Source organism: Mesonia hippocampi, from assembly GCF_014197445.1.
Lineage (GTDB): Bacteria > Bacteroidota > Bacteroidia > Flavobacteriales > Flavobacteriaceae > Mesonia > Mesonia hippocampi.
The window spans coordinates 171226-186863 of the sequence record NZ_JACIFO010000006.1 but is presented as its reverse complement, the minus strand read 5'-3'; the positions used below and the strand labels follow the sequence as shown (position 1 = coordinate 186863).

Genomic DNA, 15638 nt, shown 5'->3' with positions numbered 1-15638 from the left:
TAATTAATTACACGGAAGGTTATCAATTAAAGCTTGAATCGCTCCATCTTCATCTCCACAAGAAGTAATTTGTTGCGTTAAGGCTGCTTTATAAGCCTGACATTTTGTTTCTATCTCTGCTTGATCTCCTCCTAAAAGCGACAAAGAGTAATCTACACTTGTTTCTGCCACTGCATTAGTAGCTTCCTCACACGAAACCTCTTCGCCTGTGTTGTTATCTCCTCCATCTGTAGGCGTATAATTACTTATTGGCACCCCAAAAAATGAGCCTTTATTAAAATTCAATGTATCTCCTACTTCATTAAGCTGAGCATCAAAATAAAAACTTCCCCAAAGTGTAGCTCCTTTAATACGTGAAATTTCTATACTCCCAAAACCAGTATCTCCTGTTCTGTAAACAAGAGTATCGGCATATTTAAAAACTGCTTGGTTTAAATCTCCATTTCCTAAAGGATAAACACCTTCTTTAAGTTCTTCTACCGCAAGGACAATCTCTCTTATATCTTGTGTACCTATAATTGTTACCGAACCGTCTGGATTAAGATTAGCTTTAACATCTGTTGCTCTAAAAAACTCTTTATTTACTTCTCCTTGAATAGAAGGGGTATTACGTTCTATATCATCTTCACAACTCCATATCAAGACAGATAAAATAGCGAATAGAAAAAAATTCTTCATAAGTTTTAGTATTACGGTGTTTTATGGTTTCGTCTGGTTAAAAGCGACATTTACTAAACACAAACCTTTATTTTTAACATCAATTTAAAACAGTGGCTTATAATTTAGCGTATTCTTAACAAATCTACATCTTACAAATGTAAAATAAAAATAATTAATTAAAGATGTTACTTAAAAAATATATCGTAAATTTGCAACCTTAATTAATAACAGAGGTCGAGTACCTCAAAATTTAATCGTAAATTATGCCTGTAAAAATTAGATTACAAAGACACGGTAAAAAAGGTAAACCTTTTTATTGGATTGTTGCTGCAGACTCACGCGCAAAAAGAGATGGTAAGTTTTTAGAAAAATTAGGTGTTTATAACCCTAATGTTAATCCTGCTATCATCGAGCTTAATGTAGACAACGCTGTACAGTGGTTAAATAATGGTGCACAACCAACAGAAACTGCAAGAAACATTCTTTCTTACAAAGGGGCGCTTCTAAAACACCACTTAGCTGGCGGTGTACGTAAAGGAGCTTTAACCGAAGAGCAAGCTGAAGAGAAATTCAATGCTTGGTTAGCTGAAAAAGAAGGAAAAATCAGCCAAAAGAAAGACAACTTAAGCAAAGCTGAAGAGGAAGCTAAAGCTAAGGCCTTAGAAGCTGAAAAAGAAGTTAATGCGAAACGTGAAGCTGAAGCTAAAGCTGCACAAGAAGAGGCTCAAGCTGCTGCTACTGAAGAAGCTGCTGAAGCTGAAGCTACTGAAGAAAAAAGCGACAACGCTGAATAATAACTTCAAAACACAACTAACATGCGCTTAGAAGATTGTTTTTATCTGGGAACCATTGTTAGTAAATTTAGCTTTAAAGGAGAGGTACTTATAAAATTAGATACCGATGACCCTGAAGAATACTTAGAAACGGAATCGATTTTTATTGAGGTACTACCTCAAAAATTGATTCCGTTTTTTATTGAAAAAAGCAACTTGCAAAAAAGCAACTTACTACGTGTTAAGCTCGAAGACATCACTACCGAAACAGAAGCTGATGCTTTACTAAAAAAAGATATCTACCTACCGCTTAATCAACTTCCCGAATTAGAAGGCAACAAATTCTATTACCATGAAGTAATAGGGTTTAATGTAACAGATAAAAACTACGGAGAAGTGGGAGTGATTAAAAGTATAAACGACACCACTGCACAAGCGCTTTTTGTGATAGAGAAAAACGAAAAGGAAATTCTTATCCCCATCAACGACGATTTTATCCTTTTATTAGACAAAAAAAATAAAACTATCTCACTAGACGTTCCTGAAGGACTTATAGAACTTTACCTCTAATGAGTACGTTTCATTTTAAACAATTTAGCGTTAAGCAAGAGAATTGTGCCATGAAAATAGGCACAGATGGAGTACTACTAGGAGCTTGGGCAAAAATACCCGAAGAAACAAGTACTATTTTAGATATTGGAGCAGGAACAGGACTTATTGCCTTAATGCTTGCCCAACGTACAGCAGACTCTAAATGGATAGAAGCAATAGATGGCGTAGAAATAAACCCAGAAGCTCACCAACAATGTGTTGACAATTTTGAAAACAGCCCTTGGAACCACCTGCTTTTTTGTTACCACGCCTCTTTAAAAGAGTTTGACGCAGAATTTGACGAAACCTACGACCTTATTATTAGCAATCCTCCTTTTTACGAAGAGGACGAAATTTCAGCCCAAAAAGCAAGAGCAACAGCGCGCTCTACCCAAGCGCTTAGCTTTATAGCGCTAATCCGTAGTGCCGAAAAATTACTTAGCCAAAATGGCACCTTCCAAGTTATAATTCCTTCTAAAAGCTATACAAAATTCACCCAAATTTGCCTAGACCACAACCTCTTTTTAGAACGTTGCACATGGGTTAAAGGCACTGCAACCAGCCCCATAAAGCGCTGTTTGCTATCCTTTTCTAAAACCCCTAAGCAAAATATCGTAGAAAACACGCTTATCCTAGAGGAAAAACGACATACCTACACTAAAGACTACCAAGATTTAATTAAAGATTTCTATCTAAAAGCTTAAAAAATTGTTTAGTACATAGGTATTAATTAAATTTACCACAACTATTAATACAACGCTAAAACAAAACAATTTTATGAAGCCAGACTTATTTCAAGCACCTGACTATTACAATATAGATGAACTGCTTACAGACGAACACCGTATGGTGAGAGATGCTGCCCGCGAATGGGTAAAAAAAGAAGTATCTCCAATTATAGAAGATGCTGCTCAACAAGCAACATTTCCAACATCTATTGTTAACGGTTTAGCCGAAATAGGCGCATTTGGCCCCTATATTCCAGAAGAATATGGCGGAGCAGGATTAGACCAAATCTCTTACGGACTTATTATGCAAGAAATAGAACGAGGAGATAGCGGCGTTAGATCTACAGCTTCTGTACAATCATCATTAGTAATGTATCCTATTTATAAATACGGAACAGAAGAACAACGAAAAAAATACCTTCCAAAATTAGCTAGTGGTGAGTTTATGGGAAGTTTTGGATTAACCGAACCTGATCACGGGTCAAACCCAGGCGGCATGGTAACCAATTTTAAAGATAAAGGAGACCACTATTTACTAAACGGAGCCAAAATGTGGATATCTAATGCTCCTTTTTGTGATGTTGCTGTTGTTTGGGCAAAAAATGAAGAAGGAAGAATACACGGACTTATTGTTGAACGCGGTATGGAAGGATTTACAACTCCAGAAACCCACAACAAATGGTCGTTACGAGCATCTGCAACTGGAGAACTTATTTTCCAAGATGTAAAAGTTCCTAAGGAAAATTTACTTCCCGGAAGAAGCGGTTTAGGGGCGCCTTTAAGCTGCCTCGATTCTGCTAGATTTGGTATTGCTTGGGGCGCTATTGGAGCAGCAATGGATTGTTATGATACGGCATTACGCTATGCAAAAGAACGTATCCAATTTGGAAAACCTATTGCTGGTTTCCAACTACAACAAAAAAAGCTAGCCGAGATGCTTACCGAAATTACAAAAGCCCAATTGCTAAATTTACGTCTAGGGCAATTACGTAATAAGGACAAAGCAACATCTGCTCAAATTTCTATGGCGAAAAGAAATAATGTAGAAATTGCCATAAATATTGCTCGAGAAGCTAGGCAAATACTAGGCGGAATGGGTATCACAGGAGAATACAGTATTATGCGCCACATGATGAACCTTGAAAGTGTTATTACTTATGAAGGCACACACGATATACACCTACTTATCACAGGTTTAGATATTACGGGTATTCCAGCTTTCAAATAGATAAATTAATCACTTTATTGCAAATCAAATCTAGGGCATCGTTTACAACGATTGCCCTTTTTGTATTTCTCGCAACAGCTTGTTTTTAATTTTACTTTTTTTACAAGCGTGCGTTGATACTTTTTCGATTTATAGAATATTAAAACCCTTATTTTCACAACCAAAAAGTACTATTTTTTTTTGAAATCGAATGATTAAAATAGCTCCTATTTATTTCAAACTTCAAAAAAAGGAGACTATCTTTGTGTAAATTTACACAAAATATGGCTATTGAAACGATAGAAAAAGCTACCGCATCGCTACGCAAACAATTATTAGAACACCCATTATACGAGCAAATACAAACCCCCGAAAGCTTACGCATTTTTATGCAACATCATGTGTATGCTGTTTTAGATTTCATGTCGTTACTAAAAGCGCTTCAAGTAAAATTAACCTGTTGTGAATACCCTTGGTACCCAAAGGGAAATCCCGAAATAAGGTATTTGATCAACGAAATTGTTCTTGCAGAAGAAACCGATATAAACTTCTACGGAAAGCGACAAAGTCATTACGAAATGTATCTTGATGCAATGCTCAAGGCTAAAGCAGATACCAATACTATAAAAAACTTCGAAAAACAATTAGCCCGTGGTATCGATGTTTACCTCATAATTACTTCCAGCAAGCTACCTTGCTCGGTTAAACAGTTTTTAACCCATACGTTTGATGTTATTTATAACGGGGAAGCTCACGAAATTGCTGCGGCTTTTACTTTTGGTAGAGAAAACCTTATTCCTGCAATGTTTTCTTCTATTATCAGTAAAATTCAAACGCATTTTCCCGAAGAAGATTTAAGTTTATTTAGCTATTATTTTGACCGACATATTGAACTTGATGAAGATGAACACGGCCCAATGGCATTGCAAATGATAGAAAGTTTATGCGAGAATGATTCCTCTAAATGGGAAGAAGCTACCAATGTCTCGGTAAAAGCGCTAGAAAAACGTTTAGAACTCTGGGATGGAATCTATAAAGAAATAGAAGAAGCTCGATGCTAACACGGCCTTACTAGAAGAAAGAGAAAACATAAAAAAATCCTTGCATTTTACTTTTCAAGGATTTTTTTTATTAAGGCTACGTATAGATATAACGTATATTTTACCTATTACCAATAAATTATAAACCTACATCTCTTCTGGAGCTAATTGCACTTTTAACCCTTCAAAAGCTTCCGAAATATGAAGTTGGCAACCTAACCTACTATTATCTTCTACATGAAAAGCTTCTGCTAACATTGCCGCTTCATCGTCTTGCATTTCGGGCAATTCTGTATCAGAAAGCACATAGCACTGGCAGGAAGCACACATTGCCATTCCTCCACAAACTCCTATAGTTCCTTCTGGTGCTAGCTCATAAGAGCGCACAACTTCCATTAAATTCATCGCCATATCGGTAGGTGCTATTACCTCATGGGTTTCACCTTCTCTATCAATAATGGTAATGTTTACTTCGTTTTCCATCGTGTTTAATCTATAGCTTGTATAACGGCTTTAGGAGCTTCTTTTTTAGTTCCATCAAACCCTGTTACGCCTCCTACGGTTGTATATTTCATCACGTATTTCTTATCTGGAAATATACGCTGATAGGCACTTTGGCACATTAACGTTGCTTCGTGAAAACCACACAGTATCAACTTTAGTTTACCAGGATACGTATTTACGTCTCCTATGGCATATATACCAGGTATATTGGTTTGATAATCTAATGTATTATCTACTTTTATGGCGTTTTTTTCTATTTCTAAGCCCCAATCTGCAATAGGTCCTAATTTTGGTGAAAGTCCAAATAATGGAATAAAATAATCGGTTTCTAAATGAATATCTTCTGTTACTTCTGCTTTTTTTCTAATTAAAACAGAGGTTAATTCTTCTTCTCCATAAACCTCAACAACTTCTGCAGGTGTAATAAGTTTTATTTTACCTTGATTTTTTAAGGTTTGAACTTTCTCTACAGAATCTAGAGCACCTCTAAATTCGTTTCTACGATGTACAAGGGTTACTTCTTCTGCGATATCGGCAAGAAAAATACTCCAATCTAAAGCAGAGTCTCCTCCTCCTGCTATCACTATTTTTTTTCCTCTATATTTTTCTGGTTCTTTCACCATATATATAACCCCTTTATCCTCATATTTTACTAAATTAGGAATAGGCGGTTTTCTAGGTTCAAAGCTTCCTAAGCCTCCTGCTATGGCAACAATTGGCGCATGGTGCTGTGTCCCTTTATTGGTTGTTACAATAAAGCTTCCGTCGTCTAATTTTTCTATGGTTTCTGCACGTTCTCCCAAAGTAAAACCTGGTTGAAAAGCTTCTATTTGCTCCATAAGGTTATCTACCAAATCTCCTGCTAACACTTCTGGAAACCCTGGGATATCGTAAATTGGTTTTTTAGGGTATAATTCTGCTAACTGTCCTCCTGGCTGCGGAAGCGCATCGATAAGGTGACATTTTAATTTTAAAAGACCCGCTTCAAATACGGTGAATAAACCTGTTGGACCAGCTCCTATTATTAATATATCTGTTTTAATCATTGTTACTTTTTTTCTAACTAAGAAAGGGTAGTATAAAAATATAAACTATAAGTAATTGAGAAAATGACATTTATCATTCGCTGTTACTCCTCTATATTGATAACTTTTTGGATTTGTGGTGCATGTTTTTTTATAGTCATTTCTACACCAGATTTTAACGTCATTTGGTTTACCGAGCATCCCACACAAGCTCCTAGCAGTTTTACTTTAACGATATTTTCTGCTTCATCTATATCTATTAAAGAGATATCGCCACCATCATTTTTTAGGAATGGACGAATTTCTTCTAGTGCTTTTTCTACATTTTCTACTAAGCTAGGGGTTACGTTTTCCATTGTTTTTATTTTTTATTAACAGCGCTACAGCCTGCCATGGTGGTTATTTTTATTGCTTCTGTTGGAGGTAGAGCTGTGTTTCTTTTTACGGTCTCTGCTACCACCTCTTTAGTAATTTCTGTAAGTGCTTTTGTTATTGAAGAATTATCTTGTAAGGCAGCTGGTCTTCCTATATCTCCTGCTTCACGAATACTTTGCACCAATGGGATTTCTCCTAAAAATGGTATTTGTAAATCTTCTGCTAAATTTTTAGCTCCTCGCTCCCCAAAAATATAATATTTATTGTCTGGAAGTTCCGCTGGTGTAAAATAAGCCATGTTCTCTATAATTCCCAATATTGGTACATTAATGCTTTCTTGACGGAACATAGCCACTCCTTTTTTAGCATCAGCTAAGGCTACATTTTGCGGTGTGCTTACAATAACAGATCCTGTAATGGGCAAGGATTGCATAATGGATAAGTGAATATCTCCTGTTCCTGGAGGTAAATCTACCAATAGAAAATCTAATTCTCCCCAATTGGCATCAAATATCATTTGGTTAAGTGCCTTTGCTGCCATTGGTCCCCGCCAAATTACAGCTTGATTTGGTTTGGTAAAAAACCCTATTGATAAAATTTTTACGCCATGATTCTGTACGGGTTCCATTTTAGATTTCCCATTTACAGTTACAGATAATGGTCGCTCATGCTCCACATCAAACATAATGGTTGCCGATGGCCCGTAAATATCGGCATCTAACAAACCTACATTAAAGCCCATTTTTGCTAAACTTACAGCTAGATTTGCTGTAACAGTAGATTTTCCTACACCTCCTTTTCCTGAGGCTACAGCGATAATATTTTTTATACCAGGAATTGGCTTTCCTTTTATTTCGGGTTGTTTTTTACTTGGAGCTTCTACAGTTATGTTTACCTTTACTTTGGCCTTTTCATAAACTAAATCGTGTATAGCTTTTATCACATCTACTTCTGCACGTTTTTTTATGTGCATGGCTGGTGTTGATAATGTTAAATCTACGATAACCTCATCGTTAAAAACCATGATGTTTTTTACAACTCCGCTCTCTATCATATTTTGCCCTTCTCCAGAAACGCTAATGCTTTCTAGGGCTTTTGAAATATCTTTTTTATTTAATTTCATAAATGAAATATAACTTTTAAAAAGTTTGCTTATTTAAATTTACTCTATTTGTACAAATATACGGGTTACTTCTTATTAAAAGTTGTGTTTTTCATTGAAATTAACTATTGTAGCTTTGTTTTTTCCAATGAGTTTATTTTAAAATTCTTGTAGAGGATTCCAAACTACAGCTGTAAAATTAACTACTTTATCGTTTTTTATTTTCAGCCCTTCGTTTTCTAATAATTCTGCCATACTTAAATCGCCAGAAAAATGATGCCGTCCTGTAAGCTCTCCGTTTCTATTCACTACACGATGCGCAGGAATATCTTTATATTTAGCAACATTATTCATAGCATAACCTACTAGACGTGCGCTTTTTGCTGCCCCTAAGGTTTTTGCAATAATACCATAGGAGGTTACCCTACCATAAGGGATTTGCTTTACTATATTGTATACACTTTCGTAAAAATCAGTCTTATCATTTTTCATGCTTTAAATATACAGTCTTAAAAAAGTAATAAATACCAACATAAGCATTAAAACAGCCATAAAATAATTGGCATACTTTGCTATAACAGCAGTTTTATCGTTTATTTTGGCAAAAAAATAGACATATAAATATAATGTAGTAAAAGTACCTATGGCTGCAGCTAAAGAAAAAGCAATAATACTTGCCCATGAAAAATTGCAACACTGGTCTCCACTAAAAACAGCACTTATCGTAACAAAATAAGGTATTGGAAAAACATTAAGCCCTGCAATGGTCATTCCTTTTACCAAACTAAAAGCAGAAGTTTGTTTTGTTTTTTTAGTATGATGATTTGTTTTTCTTGCTTGTAAAAAGAAATACACCCCTAAACCTATAAACACCAACAAGCCTACACGTAACAGGTTTTGCTGAACATCTGGATGGCGGAAAATATATTTTGCTAATAAAATAGCGAGCATCGCTTGACAAAAAACAATAATCGAGGCGCCAATTGCCACAACTACTCCGCTTTTTTTTCCTTTTTCTAAACAGGTTTTTGCCACTGTCATGTTTACCAAACCTGGAGGAATTACCCCTACAAAAGCGGCAAAAAGTGTAGTAAAAAAAAGTTTTGTTACTTCCAAAAGTTGGTTATTTTATACGAAAATGTATATAGGTTATTGGCTTATTTTGCTCAAGATACTGATTTTCATAAAAAGTTTGGATACCTACTACATCTTTTGGAGAAAAATCATTTTTATACACATCATGATTAGCATGTAAAATTTCATGTCCTTCAGCATGTAGTAAACCTAGAGTATAGCCATGCAAAAACTCGCTATCGGTTTTAAGGTGGATGCTTCCTTGGGCGTTTAATATGCGTTTATATTTTTGCAAAAACTCAGCATTTGTTAAGCGGTGCTTTGTGCGCTTGTACTTAATTTGCGGATCTGGAAAAGTTATCCATATTTCATCTACTTCGTTTTCTTCAAAAATATCTTCTATAAGTTCTATCTGGGTTCTTAAAAAACCTACGTAAGCCATTTCTTCTTCAATAGCAGTTTTTGCTCCTCTCCAGAACCTAGCCCCTTTTATATCTATTCCTAAAAAGTTTTTCTCTGGATACATTTTTCCTAAGCCTACGCAATATTCTCCTTTTCCGCAACCTAGTTCTACCACAAGCGGTGCATCGCGCTTAAAAAAGTCGGTATTCCATTTTCCTTTATATTTAAAATTTCCACCTACAACTTCTTCTCTTGTTGGCTGAACAACGTTATCAAATGTTTCGTTTTCTTGAAATCGCTTAAGTTTATTTTTACTTCCCACGGCTATAATTTAATATTTTGGTAAAATTAACTAAAATATTGCAGAGCGAAAGTAGCTTATTTTTGATTTATGCAAAAGAAGAAAATTTTAGTTGCCCCACTTAATTGGGGGCTAGGTCATGCTACCCGTTGTATTCCTATTATTACAGCTTTAGACAAAGCTGGATACACTCCTGTAATTGCCTCAGATGGAGCGGCTTTAAATTTATTAAAAAAAGAATTTCCTGCGTTACAACATTTTGAGCTTCCTTCCTACAACATTACCTATACAAAAAAGGCATCTTTTTTCTTGGCTAAACTTTTTTTAAAATCGTCTAAAATTTACAAAAACATAACACTCGAAAAAAAAGCTACGCAACAACTGGTAGCTAAAGAAAATATTTCGGGGATTATTTCTGACAATCGTATGGGGGTTTTCTCTAGCGGGGTTCCTTCTATATATATAACCCATCAATTAAACGTATTAAGCGGTGCAGCTACAGGTATTACCTCTACATTACATAAACATTATTTACGGAAATTTGACGAATGTTGGATTCCTGATGTAGAAACAACACCTAATTTAAGCGGAAAGCTAGGACACCTAAAAAATAGCAGTAATTTAAATCTTAACTATATAGGTCCATTAAGCAGACTAAACACGCAAAAAACACCTATTATCTATAAGGTTTTAGTAATCCTTTCTGGCCCTGAACCCCAGCGCGGAATGCTAGAGGAAATCCTTTTAAAGCAATTGGAAAATTTCCCAGAAAAGGTTCTTTTTGTACGTGGAGTAATAGAAAAAGAACAAACAATCCTGCAAAAAGGCAAGCTTACTATTTACAACTACCTTACAGGAAACGATTTAGAAAAAGCATTTTGTGAAAGCGAAATTGTTTTAGCAAGGTCTGGATATACAACCATAATGGATTTGGCAAAATTAAAGAAAAAAGCATTTTTTATTCCAACGCCAGGACAGCCTGAGCAAGAATATTTGGCAAAAAAATTAGCAAACGAAAACATTGCTCCGTTTGCTAAACAAAATGATTTTAAAATATCTATGCTATCGCAGGTAGAACGTTATAAAGGTTTAAACTGTTTTAGAAGCCGGCTTAGTTTTATTTCCCTCTTTAAATGTTTCGAGCGTAAATGAAAACTCGCTTCCTATACCATGGTCGCTTTCTACATATATTTTTTCTTGGTGAGCTTCTAATATATGTTTAACAATAGAAAGCCCTAAACCAGAACCTCCTTCTCTACGAGAACCGCTTTTATCTATCCTAAAAAAGCGTTCAAATAATCGAGGAATATAATGTGGCTCGATACCTTCCCCGTTATCGGTTACTCCAATAAGTAGTTTTTTATCGGCTATATTATCGATGCTAATTTCGGTTGTTCCTCCTGTTTTTCCGTATTTTATAGAGTTAACCACAAGATTGGTAAGCACTTGCTGTATTTTGTCTTTATCGGCAAATACATAGAGGGGTTTTTGATAATCTACATCGAAGGTTAGTGAGATATCCTTTTTTGCGGCTTTCATTTCAAAAAGATCAAAAACGCTTTGGATAAGCTCTACAACATCAAATTTTTCTTTATTTAGGTTTACATCACCAGCTTCTAGCTTGGTAATCATATCTAAATCTTTTACAATATAAATTAGCCTATCTACACCTTTATTTGCACGAGCTAAATATTTATCGCGTATATTTTTATCGTCTGCGGCTCCATCTAGCAAGGTAAGAATGTAACTTTGAACGGTAAATAGTGGCGTTTTAAGTTCGTGGGAGATATTTCCCATAAACTCTTTCCGGTAGTTTTCTCGAATTTTTAAAGCCTCTATTTCTAACTTTTTACCTTTCGAGAATTTTTCTATTTCCCGCGTAAGCGTGGCCATATCTGTTGTAATTTGCTCTTCTCTTAACGAGGAAGATTCTAACAAAGAAACTTTATCGTAAACTTCTTTCACCCGTTTATAGATAAAAAACTCTATTCGTAACTGAATAATGAAGAATGAAAAAACATAGCATACCAGCATAAAAAGCAGCAAGGCTCCAAAAGAAAAGCCTTCTGCAAAAAACTCGTACAGCAGCAATAAAAGTGTTGCTAGCAGGGTAACAAATAAGGAGGTATAAAAAGCAAATTTATAGGAGCGTTTAAATTCTTGTGCCATAGATTAACTTACAAATTTATAACCTACGCCTTTTACGGTTTTAAATTTTTCTTCTCCTAATTTTTCTCGAAGTTTACGGATATGCACATCTATTGTACGGCCTCCTACTACAACTTCGTTACCCCATACTTGATTAAGGATATCTTCACGTTTAAAAACTTTTCCTGGCTGAGAGGCTAACAGAGAGAGTAATTCAAACTCTTTACGTGGTAGAATAATCTCCTCTTTTTCATTGATAATTTTATATTCCTCTCTGTTTATGGTTAGGTTGCCTACCGTAATAATAGTATCGGATGTTTTCCCTTCTGCGGCCGAACGTCTCAATAAAGCTTTTACTTTACTAATTAACACTTTAGGTTTTATAGGCTTGGTAATATAATCGTCTGCTCCTGCATCAAAACCTGCTACTTGCGAGTAATCTTCGCCTCTTGCGGTTAAAAAGGTAATAATGGTATGGTCTAATTCTGGTATTTTACGGATTTGCTCACAGGCCTCTATCCCATCCATTTCTGGCATCATCACATCTAATATTATTAATTGCGGATGTGTTTTTTTTGCTTTTTTTACAGCCTCAGCGCCATTTTCGGCTGTTTCTACATGATAGCCTTCTTGCGATAAGTTATAGCCTATTATTTCTAAAATATCTGGCTCATCATCTACTAATAAGATCGTAATGTCTTTTTTATTCATTTCCATAGGAACTTAAAATTCTGTCGGTAAAAGTAAAGATAATATTATTAAAGCTAAGTTAACAAATCTTAAACACTAATCCGCAAAATTAACAAGATACCTAACTTATAATTTAATGTTTCTTAATGTAATGGTAACATTTATCGGTAAGGGCTTAACGTTCTTTGCGGTAACAAATTCACTATTTATGAAATTTTTATTTACAACACTATTACTTTGCTTTTCAAGCATTTGCCTCTCTCAAGAAGTAGGATCTATAGCAGGTTCTCTAACAGATAAAGAAGCAAATAACAGTCCTTTACCCTTTGCAAATGTCTTAATAAAAAATTCTAGCAAAGGAACTACATCCGATTTTGATGGTTTATACCGAATAGAAAACCTGGAACCAGGAACATACACCGTTGTATTTAGTTTTGTAGGCTACGAAACTATCGAGGTGCCTAATGTAACAGTAGTTGCAGGAAAAGTAACCGAAATCAACACAGCATTAGGTTCTAGTGCAGCTGCATTAGATGAGGTAATTATTACCACTGTTGCCAGAAGAGATTCTGAAGTTGCTTTACTTCTTGACCAGAAAAAAGCCGTTGAAATGAAGCAATCTATCGGAGCTCAAGAGCTTTCTAGAAAAGGCGTTAGCGATGCATCTTCGGCAGTTACTAAAACCTCTGGAATTGCAAAACAAGAAGGTTCTAGTAATATTTATGTAAGAGGATTAGACGACCGCTACAACAGTACATCGTTAAACAACCTTCCTATACCTTCTAATAATTCATTAAGAAAAAACATAGACTTAAGTATTTTTGCTACCGATATTATTGAAGCTATTGATATCGATAAAACCTATGTTACCACAAATTATGGAGATTTTGGAGGAGCAAGCATCAATATCGATTCAAAAGAATATACCGGAAATGGTTTCTTTGAAATAGACCTTGGTACAGGCATAAACACCAACGCCATAAACACCGATGAGTTTAAACAACACGACGGCCCTAAATACTTAGGCTTTAGCAATCCAAAAATGCCTAACAACCCGTTAGACGCATACAACTTTACTACAAGCTGGGAAACACAAAGCAAAACCCCTATTGCTTCTAGCTATGGTTTAACAGGAGGAAAATCGTTTAATATTGGAAACGAAAGCAAATTAAGCTTCTTTTTACACGGGTCGTTTAATAACAATTTCTCATATAAAGAAGGAGTAGAACGCGGTTCGGTTTCTAAACAAGCAATAGCAAGAAAAGACTTAACATTCGAATCTTACGACTACACTACAGGAACCACAGGAATTGCCAACCTTACTTATAAAGTAAACAACAATCACAAAATTTCTTACAACGGGTTATACATAAACTCTACCAGCCAACAACATAACGAATACCGTGGAGTTTTAGATATTTTTGATCAAGCTGCAAACGGCGGTGGGTACATAAGACGTTCTATATTTGAAAGAACTCAACTTTTTGTAAACCAACTTATCGGGACACATACTTTAACAGATCAGATAGATGTAAACTGGGGAGCAACCTACAACCAAATGCGTAACGATATGCCAGACCGTATGCAAAATACCTTACGCCCTGTAGATGACAACAACCTAGAGGTTTTAACCTTATCTGAACTTTCAGATGCCAACAACCACCGTTATTTTCACGAATTAAATGAAGACGAATATGCCGCTCGTATTGCTGCAGATTATAAATTCTCTAAAAATAGCGAAGACGAATATGCTGGAAAAATAACCTTAGGTTATCAAGTGAAAACTAAAGATATCCATTTCAATGCTTCCCAATACAACTTCGCATTACCAACAGGAAAAGATAACCCTAACGTAGTCGTAGACCCTTATCACTTAGATAGCTTTTTCAATCAAGAATCTTTAGATAATGGAAACATTCAAGGTATCAAAACCCTTTTTGGCGGTAGCTTTGATAGACCTGAAAAATACAATGGAACACAAATTATTAATGCTGGTTACGTTAATTTTCAATACCAATTTAACAAGTTAACCTTATTAGCTGGTTTACGCGGTGAAAAAATAACCCAAAAAATAGACTGGCTAACGGCTGTTTCTCCTATGGGAGGAGAAGAAACCTTAGATGAAACTCAAATTCTACCAAGTTTATCGTTAAAATACGAGCTAAACGAGAAAAACAACCTTCGTTTTGCTGCTAGTAAAACCTATACTTTACCACAGTTTATCGAGCGAGCCAAATTCCAATACGTAAATGTTACCTACCCAACTATTGGTAACCCAGATTTATATTCCTCTACCAATTATAACGTAGATTTACGTTGGGAGTTTTTTCCGAAAAATGACGAGTTAATCTCGGTAACAGCATTTGGTAAGCTGATACAAGACCCAATCAATGAGTTTGTAATTGCTTCTGCCACCAACGATATTTCTTGGGCAAACACAGGAGACTTAGCAAAAGGAGTTGGAATTGAACTAGAAGCTAGAAAAAATTTACTAAAGAAAGAATTAGACGATACGCGCATACAAAAACTAGCACTAGGCGGTAACATCTCTTATTTATATACAGAACAAGATTTAGATTCTGAAAAAGTAGGAAAAGAAACCTCTTACAGTGTACGTTTTACAGATAGCACCTCACCATTAACTGGAGCCTCAGATTGGTTAATTAACGCCGATTTAAGCTATAGTCATGATTTTTCAGAAAAAAGCAACCTTTTATTAACCTTAGCAGGAAATTATTTCTCTGATCGTTTTTACGCTATAGGCACCAACAACCAAGGTGGCATTTATGATAAAGCTGTTTTCTCTATGGATTTTATCGCAAAATATCAAATCAATAAAAATTTAGGAATTGGTTTATCTGCAAAAAATTTAACCAACCCAACCATAGAAAGATACCAAGACGAACAAGATGTTGTAGTTAAATCTTACGATTTAGGACAGAGTTTTAGCCTCTCTCTAAACTACAAATTCTAAACACAAACACTTAATTTGTAAGTATTTCAAACCCTCCTTAAATC

Annotated in this window: 17 protein-coding genes; 7 read left to right on the top strand and 10 right to left on the bottom strand. The window is 35.3% G+C overall.

The genetic code is table 11. The features are described from left to right. Positions 1-3 precede the first annotated feature (3 nt). Complete coding sequence (locus GGR32_RS08635) at positions 4-678, bottom strand: DUF6252 domain-containing protein (protein WP_183477799.1); 675 nt, start codon at positions 676-678, stop codon at positions 4-6. Positions 679-923: 245 nt separating this feature from the next. Between GGR32_RS08635 and GGR32_RS08630 the strand changes: the two genes are divergently transcribed. The 5 genes from GGR32_RS08630 to GGR32_RS08610 all read left to right on the top strand — a co-directional run bounded on the left by GGR32_RS08630 (position 924) and on the right by GGR32_RS08610 (position 5020). Continuing rightward, complete coding sequence (locus tag GGR32_RS08630) at positions 924-1454, top strand: 30S ribosomal protein S16 (RefSeq protein ID WP_183477798.1); 531 nt, start codon at positions 924-926, stop codon at positions 1452-1454. Positions 1455-1475: 21 nt separating this feature from the next. Further along, positions 1476-2003 (top strand): ribosome maturation factor RimM, encoded by a 528-nt coding sequence (gene rimM / locus GGR32_RS08625; RefSeq protein WP_183477797.1) that lies wholly within the window; start codon positions 1476-1478, stop codon positions 2001-2003. Next, positions 2003-2728 carry a tRNA1(Val) (adenine(37)-N6)-methyltransferase gene (locus GGR32_RS08620; RefSeq protein ID WP_183477796.1) on the top strand — a complete coding sequence of 242 codons (726 nt, stop codon included), beginning with the start codon at positions 2003-2005 and terminating at the stop codon, positions 2726-2728. Before rimM ends, GGR32_RS08620 begins: the two co-directional genes overlap by 1 nt. Positions 2729-2801: 73 nt before the next feature. Continuing rightward, positions 2802-3980 carry an acyl-CoA dehydrogenase family protein gene (locus GGR32_RS08615; RefSeq protein ID WP_183477795.1) on the top strand — a complete coding sequence of 393 codons (1179 nt, stop codon included), beginning with the start codon at positions 2802-2804 and terminating at the stop codon, positions 3978-3980. A gap of 263 nt (positions 3981-4243) precedes the next feature. Beyond that, the gene (locus GGR32_RS08610; protein WP_183477794.1) at positions 4244-5020 is read left to right on the top strand and encodes a DUF3050 domain-containing protein; all 777 of its coding nucleotides are present in this window, start codon (positions 4244-4246) and stop codon (positions 5018-5020) included. 126 nt (positions 5021-5146) lie between these two features. Here GGR32_RS08610 and GGR32_RS08605 read toward each other — a convergent pair whose 3' ends face one another. The 7 genes from GGR32_RS08605 to trmB form a co-directional block, all read right to left on the bottom strand. Next, positions 5147-5482 (bottom strand): 2Fe-2S iron-sulfur cluster-binding family protein, encoded by a 336-nt coding sequence (locus GGR32_RS08605; RefSeq protein ID WP_183477793.1) that lies wholly within the window; start codon positions 5480-5482, stop codon positions 5147-5149. A gap of 5 nt (positions 5483-5487) precedes the next feature. Beyond that, positions 5488-6549 carry an NAD(P)/FAD-dependent oxidoreductase gene (locus GGR32_RS08600; RefSeq protein ID WP_183477792.1) on the bottom strand — a complete coding sequence of 354 codons (1062 nt, stop codon included), beginning with the start codon at positions 6547-6549 and terminating at the stop codon, positions 5488-5490. An 83-nt stretch (positions 6550-6632) separates the two neighbouring features. Next, positions 6633-6884, bottom strand: coding sequence for a NifU family protein (locus tag GGR32_RS08595; RefSeq protein ID WP_183477791.1), 252 nt, complete (start codon positions 6882-6884; stop codon positions 6633-6635). 5 nt (positions 6885-6889) lie between these two features. Beyond that, the gene (locus GGR32_RS08590) at positions 6890-8026 is read right to left on the bottom strand and encodes an Mrp/NBP35 family ATP-binding protein (protein ID WP_183477790.1); all 1137 of its coding nucleotides are present in this window, start codon (positions 8024-8026) and stop codon (positions 6890-6892) included. A gap of 138 nt (positions 8027-8164) precedes the next feature. Next, positions 8165-8497, bottom strand: a complete 333-nt coding sequence (locus tag GGR32_RS08585; protein ID WP_183477789.1) for an MGMT family protein — start codon at positions 8495-8497, stop codon at positions 8165-8167. Positions 8498-8500: 3 nt separating this feature from the next. Then, on the bottom strand, positions 8501-9121 hold the full coding sequence (locus GGR32_RS08580; RefSeq protein WP_183477788.1) for a LysE family translocator: 621 nt from the start codon (positions 9119-9121) through the stop codon (positions 8501-8503). A gap of 7 nt (positions 9122-9128) precedes the next feature. Then, entirely contained in the window at positions 9129-9803 is a 675-nt protein-coding gene (gene trmB / locus GGR32_RS08575; protein ID WP_183477787.1) for a tRNA (guanosine(46)-N7)-methyltransferase TrmB, read from the bottom strand. A 69-nt stretch (positions 9804-9872) separates the two neighbouring features. Between trmB and GGR32_RS08570 the strand changes: the two genes are divergently transcribed. Continuing rightward, positions 9873-10934 (top strand): glycosyltransferase, encoded by a 1062-nt coding sequence (locus GGR32_RS08570; protein WP_183477786.1) that lies wholly within the window; start codon positions 9873-9875, stop codon positions 10932-10934. Here the strand turns inward: GGR32_RS08570 and GGR32_RS08565 are convergent. After that, entirely contained in the window at positions 10872-11951 is a 1080-nt protein-coding gene (locus GGR32_RS08565; protein ID WP_183477785.1) for a sensor histidine kinase, read from the bottom strand. The genes GGR32_RS08570 and GGR32_RS08565 overlap by 63 nt on opposite strands. A gap of 3 nt (positions 11952-11954) precedes the next feature. Next, positions 11955-12641: a response regulator transcription factor gene (locus GGR32_RS08560; RefSeq protein WP_183477784.1), complete on the bottom strand. Its 687-nt coding sequence runs from the start codon at positions 12639-12641 to the stop codon at positions 11955-11957. 187 nt (positions 12642-12828) lie between these two features. Between GGR32_RS08560 and GGR32_RS08555 the strand changes: the two genes are divergently transcribed. After that, positions 12829-15594, top strand: coding sequence for a TonB-dependent receptor (locus GGR32_RS08555; RefSeq protein ID WP_183477783.1), 2766 nt, complete (start codon positions 12829-12831; stop codon positions 15592-15594). Positions 15595-15638 lie beyond the last annotated feature (44 nt).

Coding starts and splice junctions, on each gene's coding strand:
- GGR32_RS08635 (WP_183477799.1), bottom strand. CDS start 678: ATGAAGAATTTTTTTCTATTCGCTATTTTATCTGTCTTGATATGGAGT.
- GGR32_RS08630 (WP_183477798.1), top strand. CDS start 924: ATGCCTGTAAAAATTAGATTACAAAGACACGGTAAAAAAGGTAAACCT.
- rimM (WP_183477797.1), top strand. CDS start 1,476: ATGCGCTTAGAAGATTGTTTTTATCTGGGAACCATTGTTAGTAAATTT.
- GGR32_RS08620 (WP_183477796.1), top strand. CDS start 2,003: ATGAGTACGTTTCATTTTAAACAATTTAGCGTTAAGCAAGAGAATTGT.
- GGR32_RS08615 (WP_183477795.1), top strand. CDS start 2,802: ATGAAGCCAGACTTATTTCAAGCACCTGACTATTACAATATAGATGAA.
- GGR32_RS08610 (WP_183477794.1), top strand. CDS start 4,244: ATGGCTATTGAAACGATAGAAAAAGCTACCGCATCGCTACGCAAACAA.
- GGR32_RS08605 (WP_183477793.1), bottom strand. CDS start 5,482: ATGGAAAACGAAGTAAACATTACCATTATTGATAGAGAAGGTGAAACC.
- GGR32_RS08600 (WP_183477792.1), bottom strand. CDS start 6,549: ATGATTAAAACAGATATATTAATAATAGGAGCTGGTCCAACAGGTTTA.
- GGR32_RS08595 (WP_183477791.1), bottom strand. CDS start 6,884: ATGGAAAACGTAACCCCTAGCTTAGTAGAAAATGTAGAAAAAGCACTA.
- GGR32_RS08590 (WP_183477790.1), bottom strand. CDS start 8,026: ATGAAATTAAATAAAAAAGATATTTCAAAAGCCCTAGAAAGCATTAGC.
- GGR32_RS08585 (WP_183477789.1), bottom strand. CDS start 8,497: ATGAAAAATGATAAGACTGATTTTTACGAAAGTGTATACAATATAGTA.
- GGR32_RS08570 (WP_183477786.1), top strand. CDS start 9,873: ATGCAAAAGAAGAAAATTTTAGTTGCCCCACTTAATTGGGGGCTAGGT.
- GGR32_RS08565 (WP_183477785.1), bottom strand. CDS start 11,951: ATGGCACAAGAATTTAAACGCTCCTATAAATTTGCTTTTTATACCTCC.
- GGR32_RS08560 (WP_183477784.1), bottom strand. CDS start 12,641: ATGAATAAAAAAGACATTACGATCTTATTAGTAGATGATGAGCCAGAT.
- GGR32_RS08555 (WP_183477783.1), top strand. CDS start 12,829: ATGAAATTTTTATTTACAACACTATTACTTTGCTTTTCAAGCATTTGC.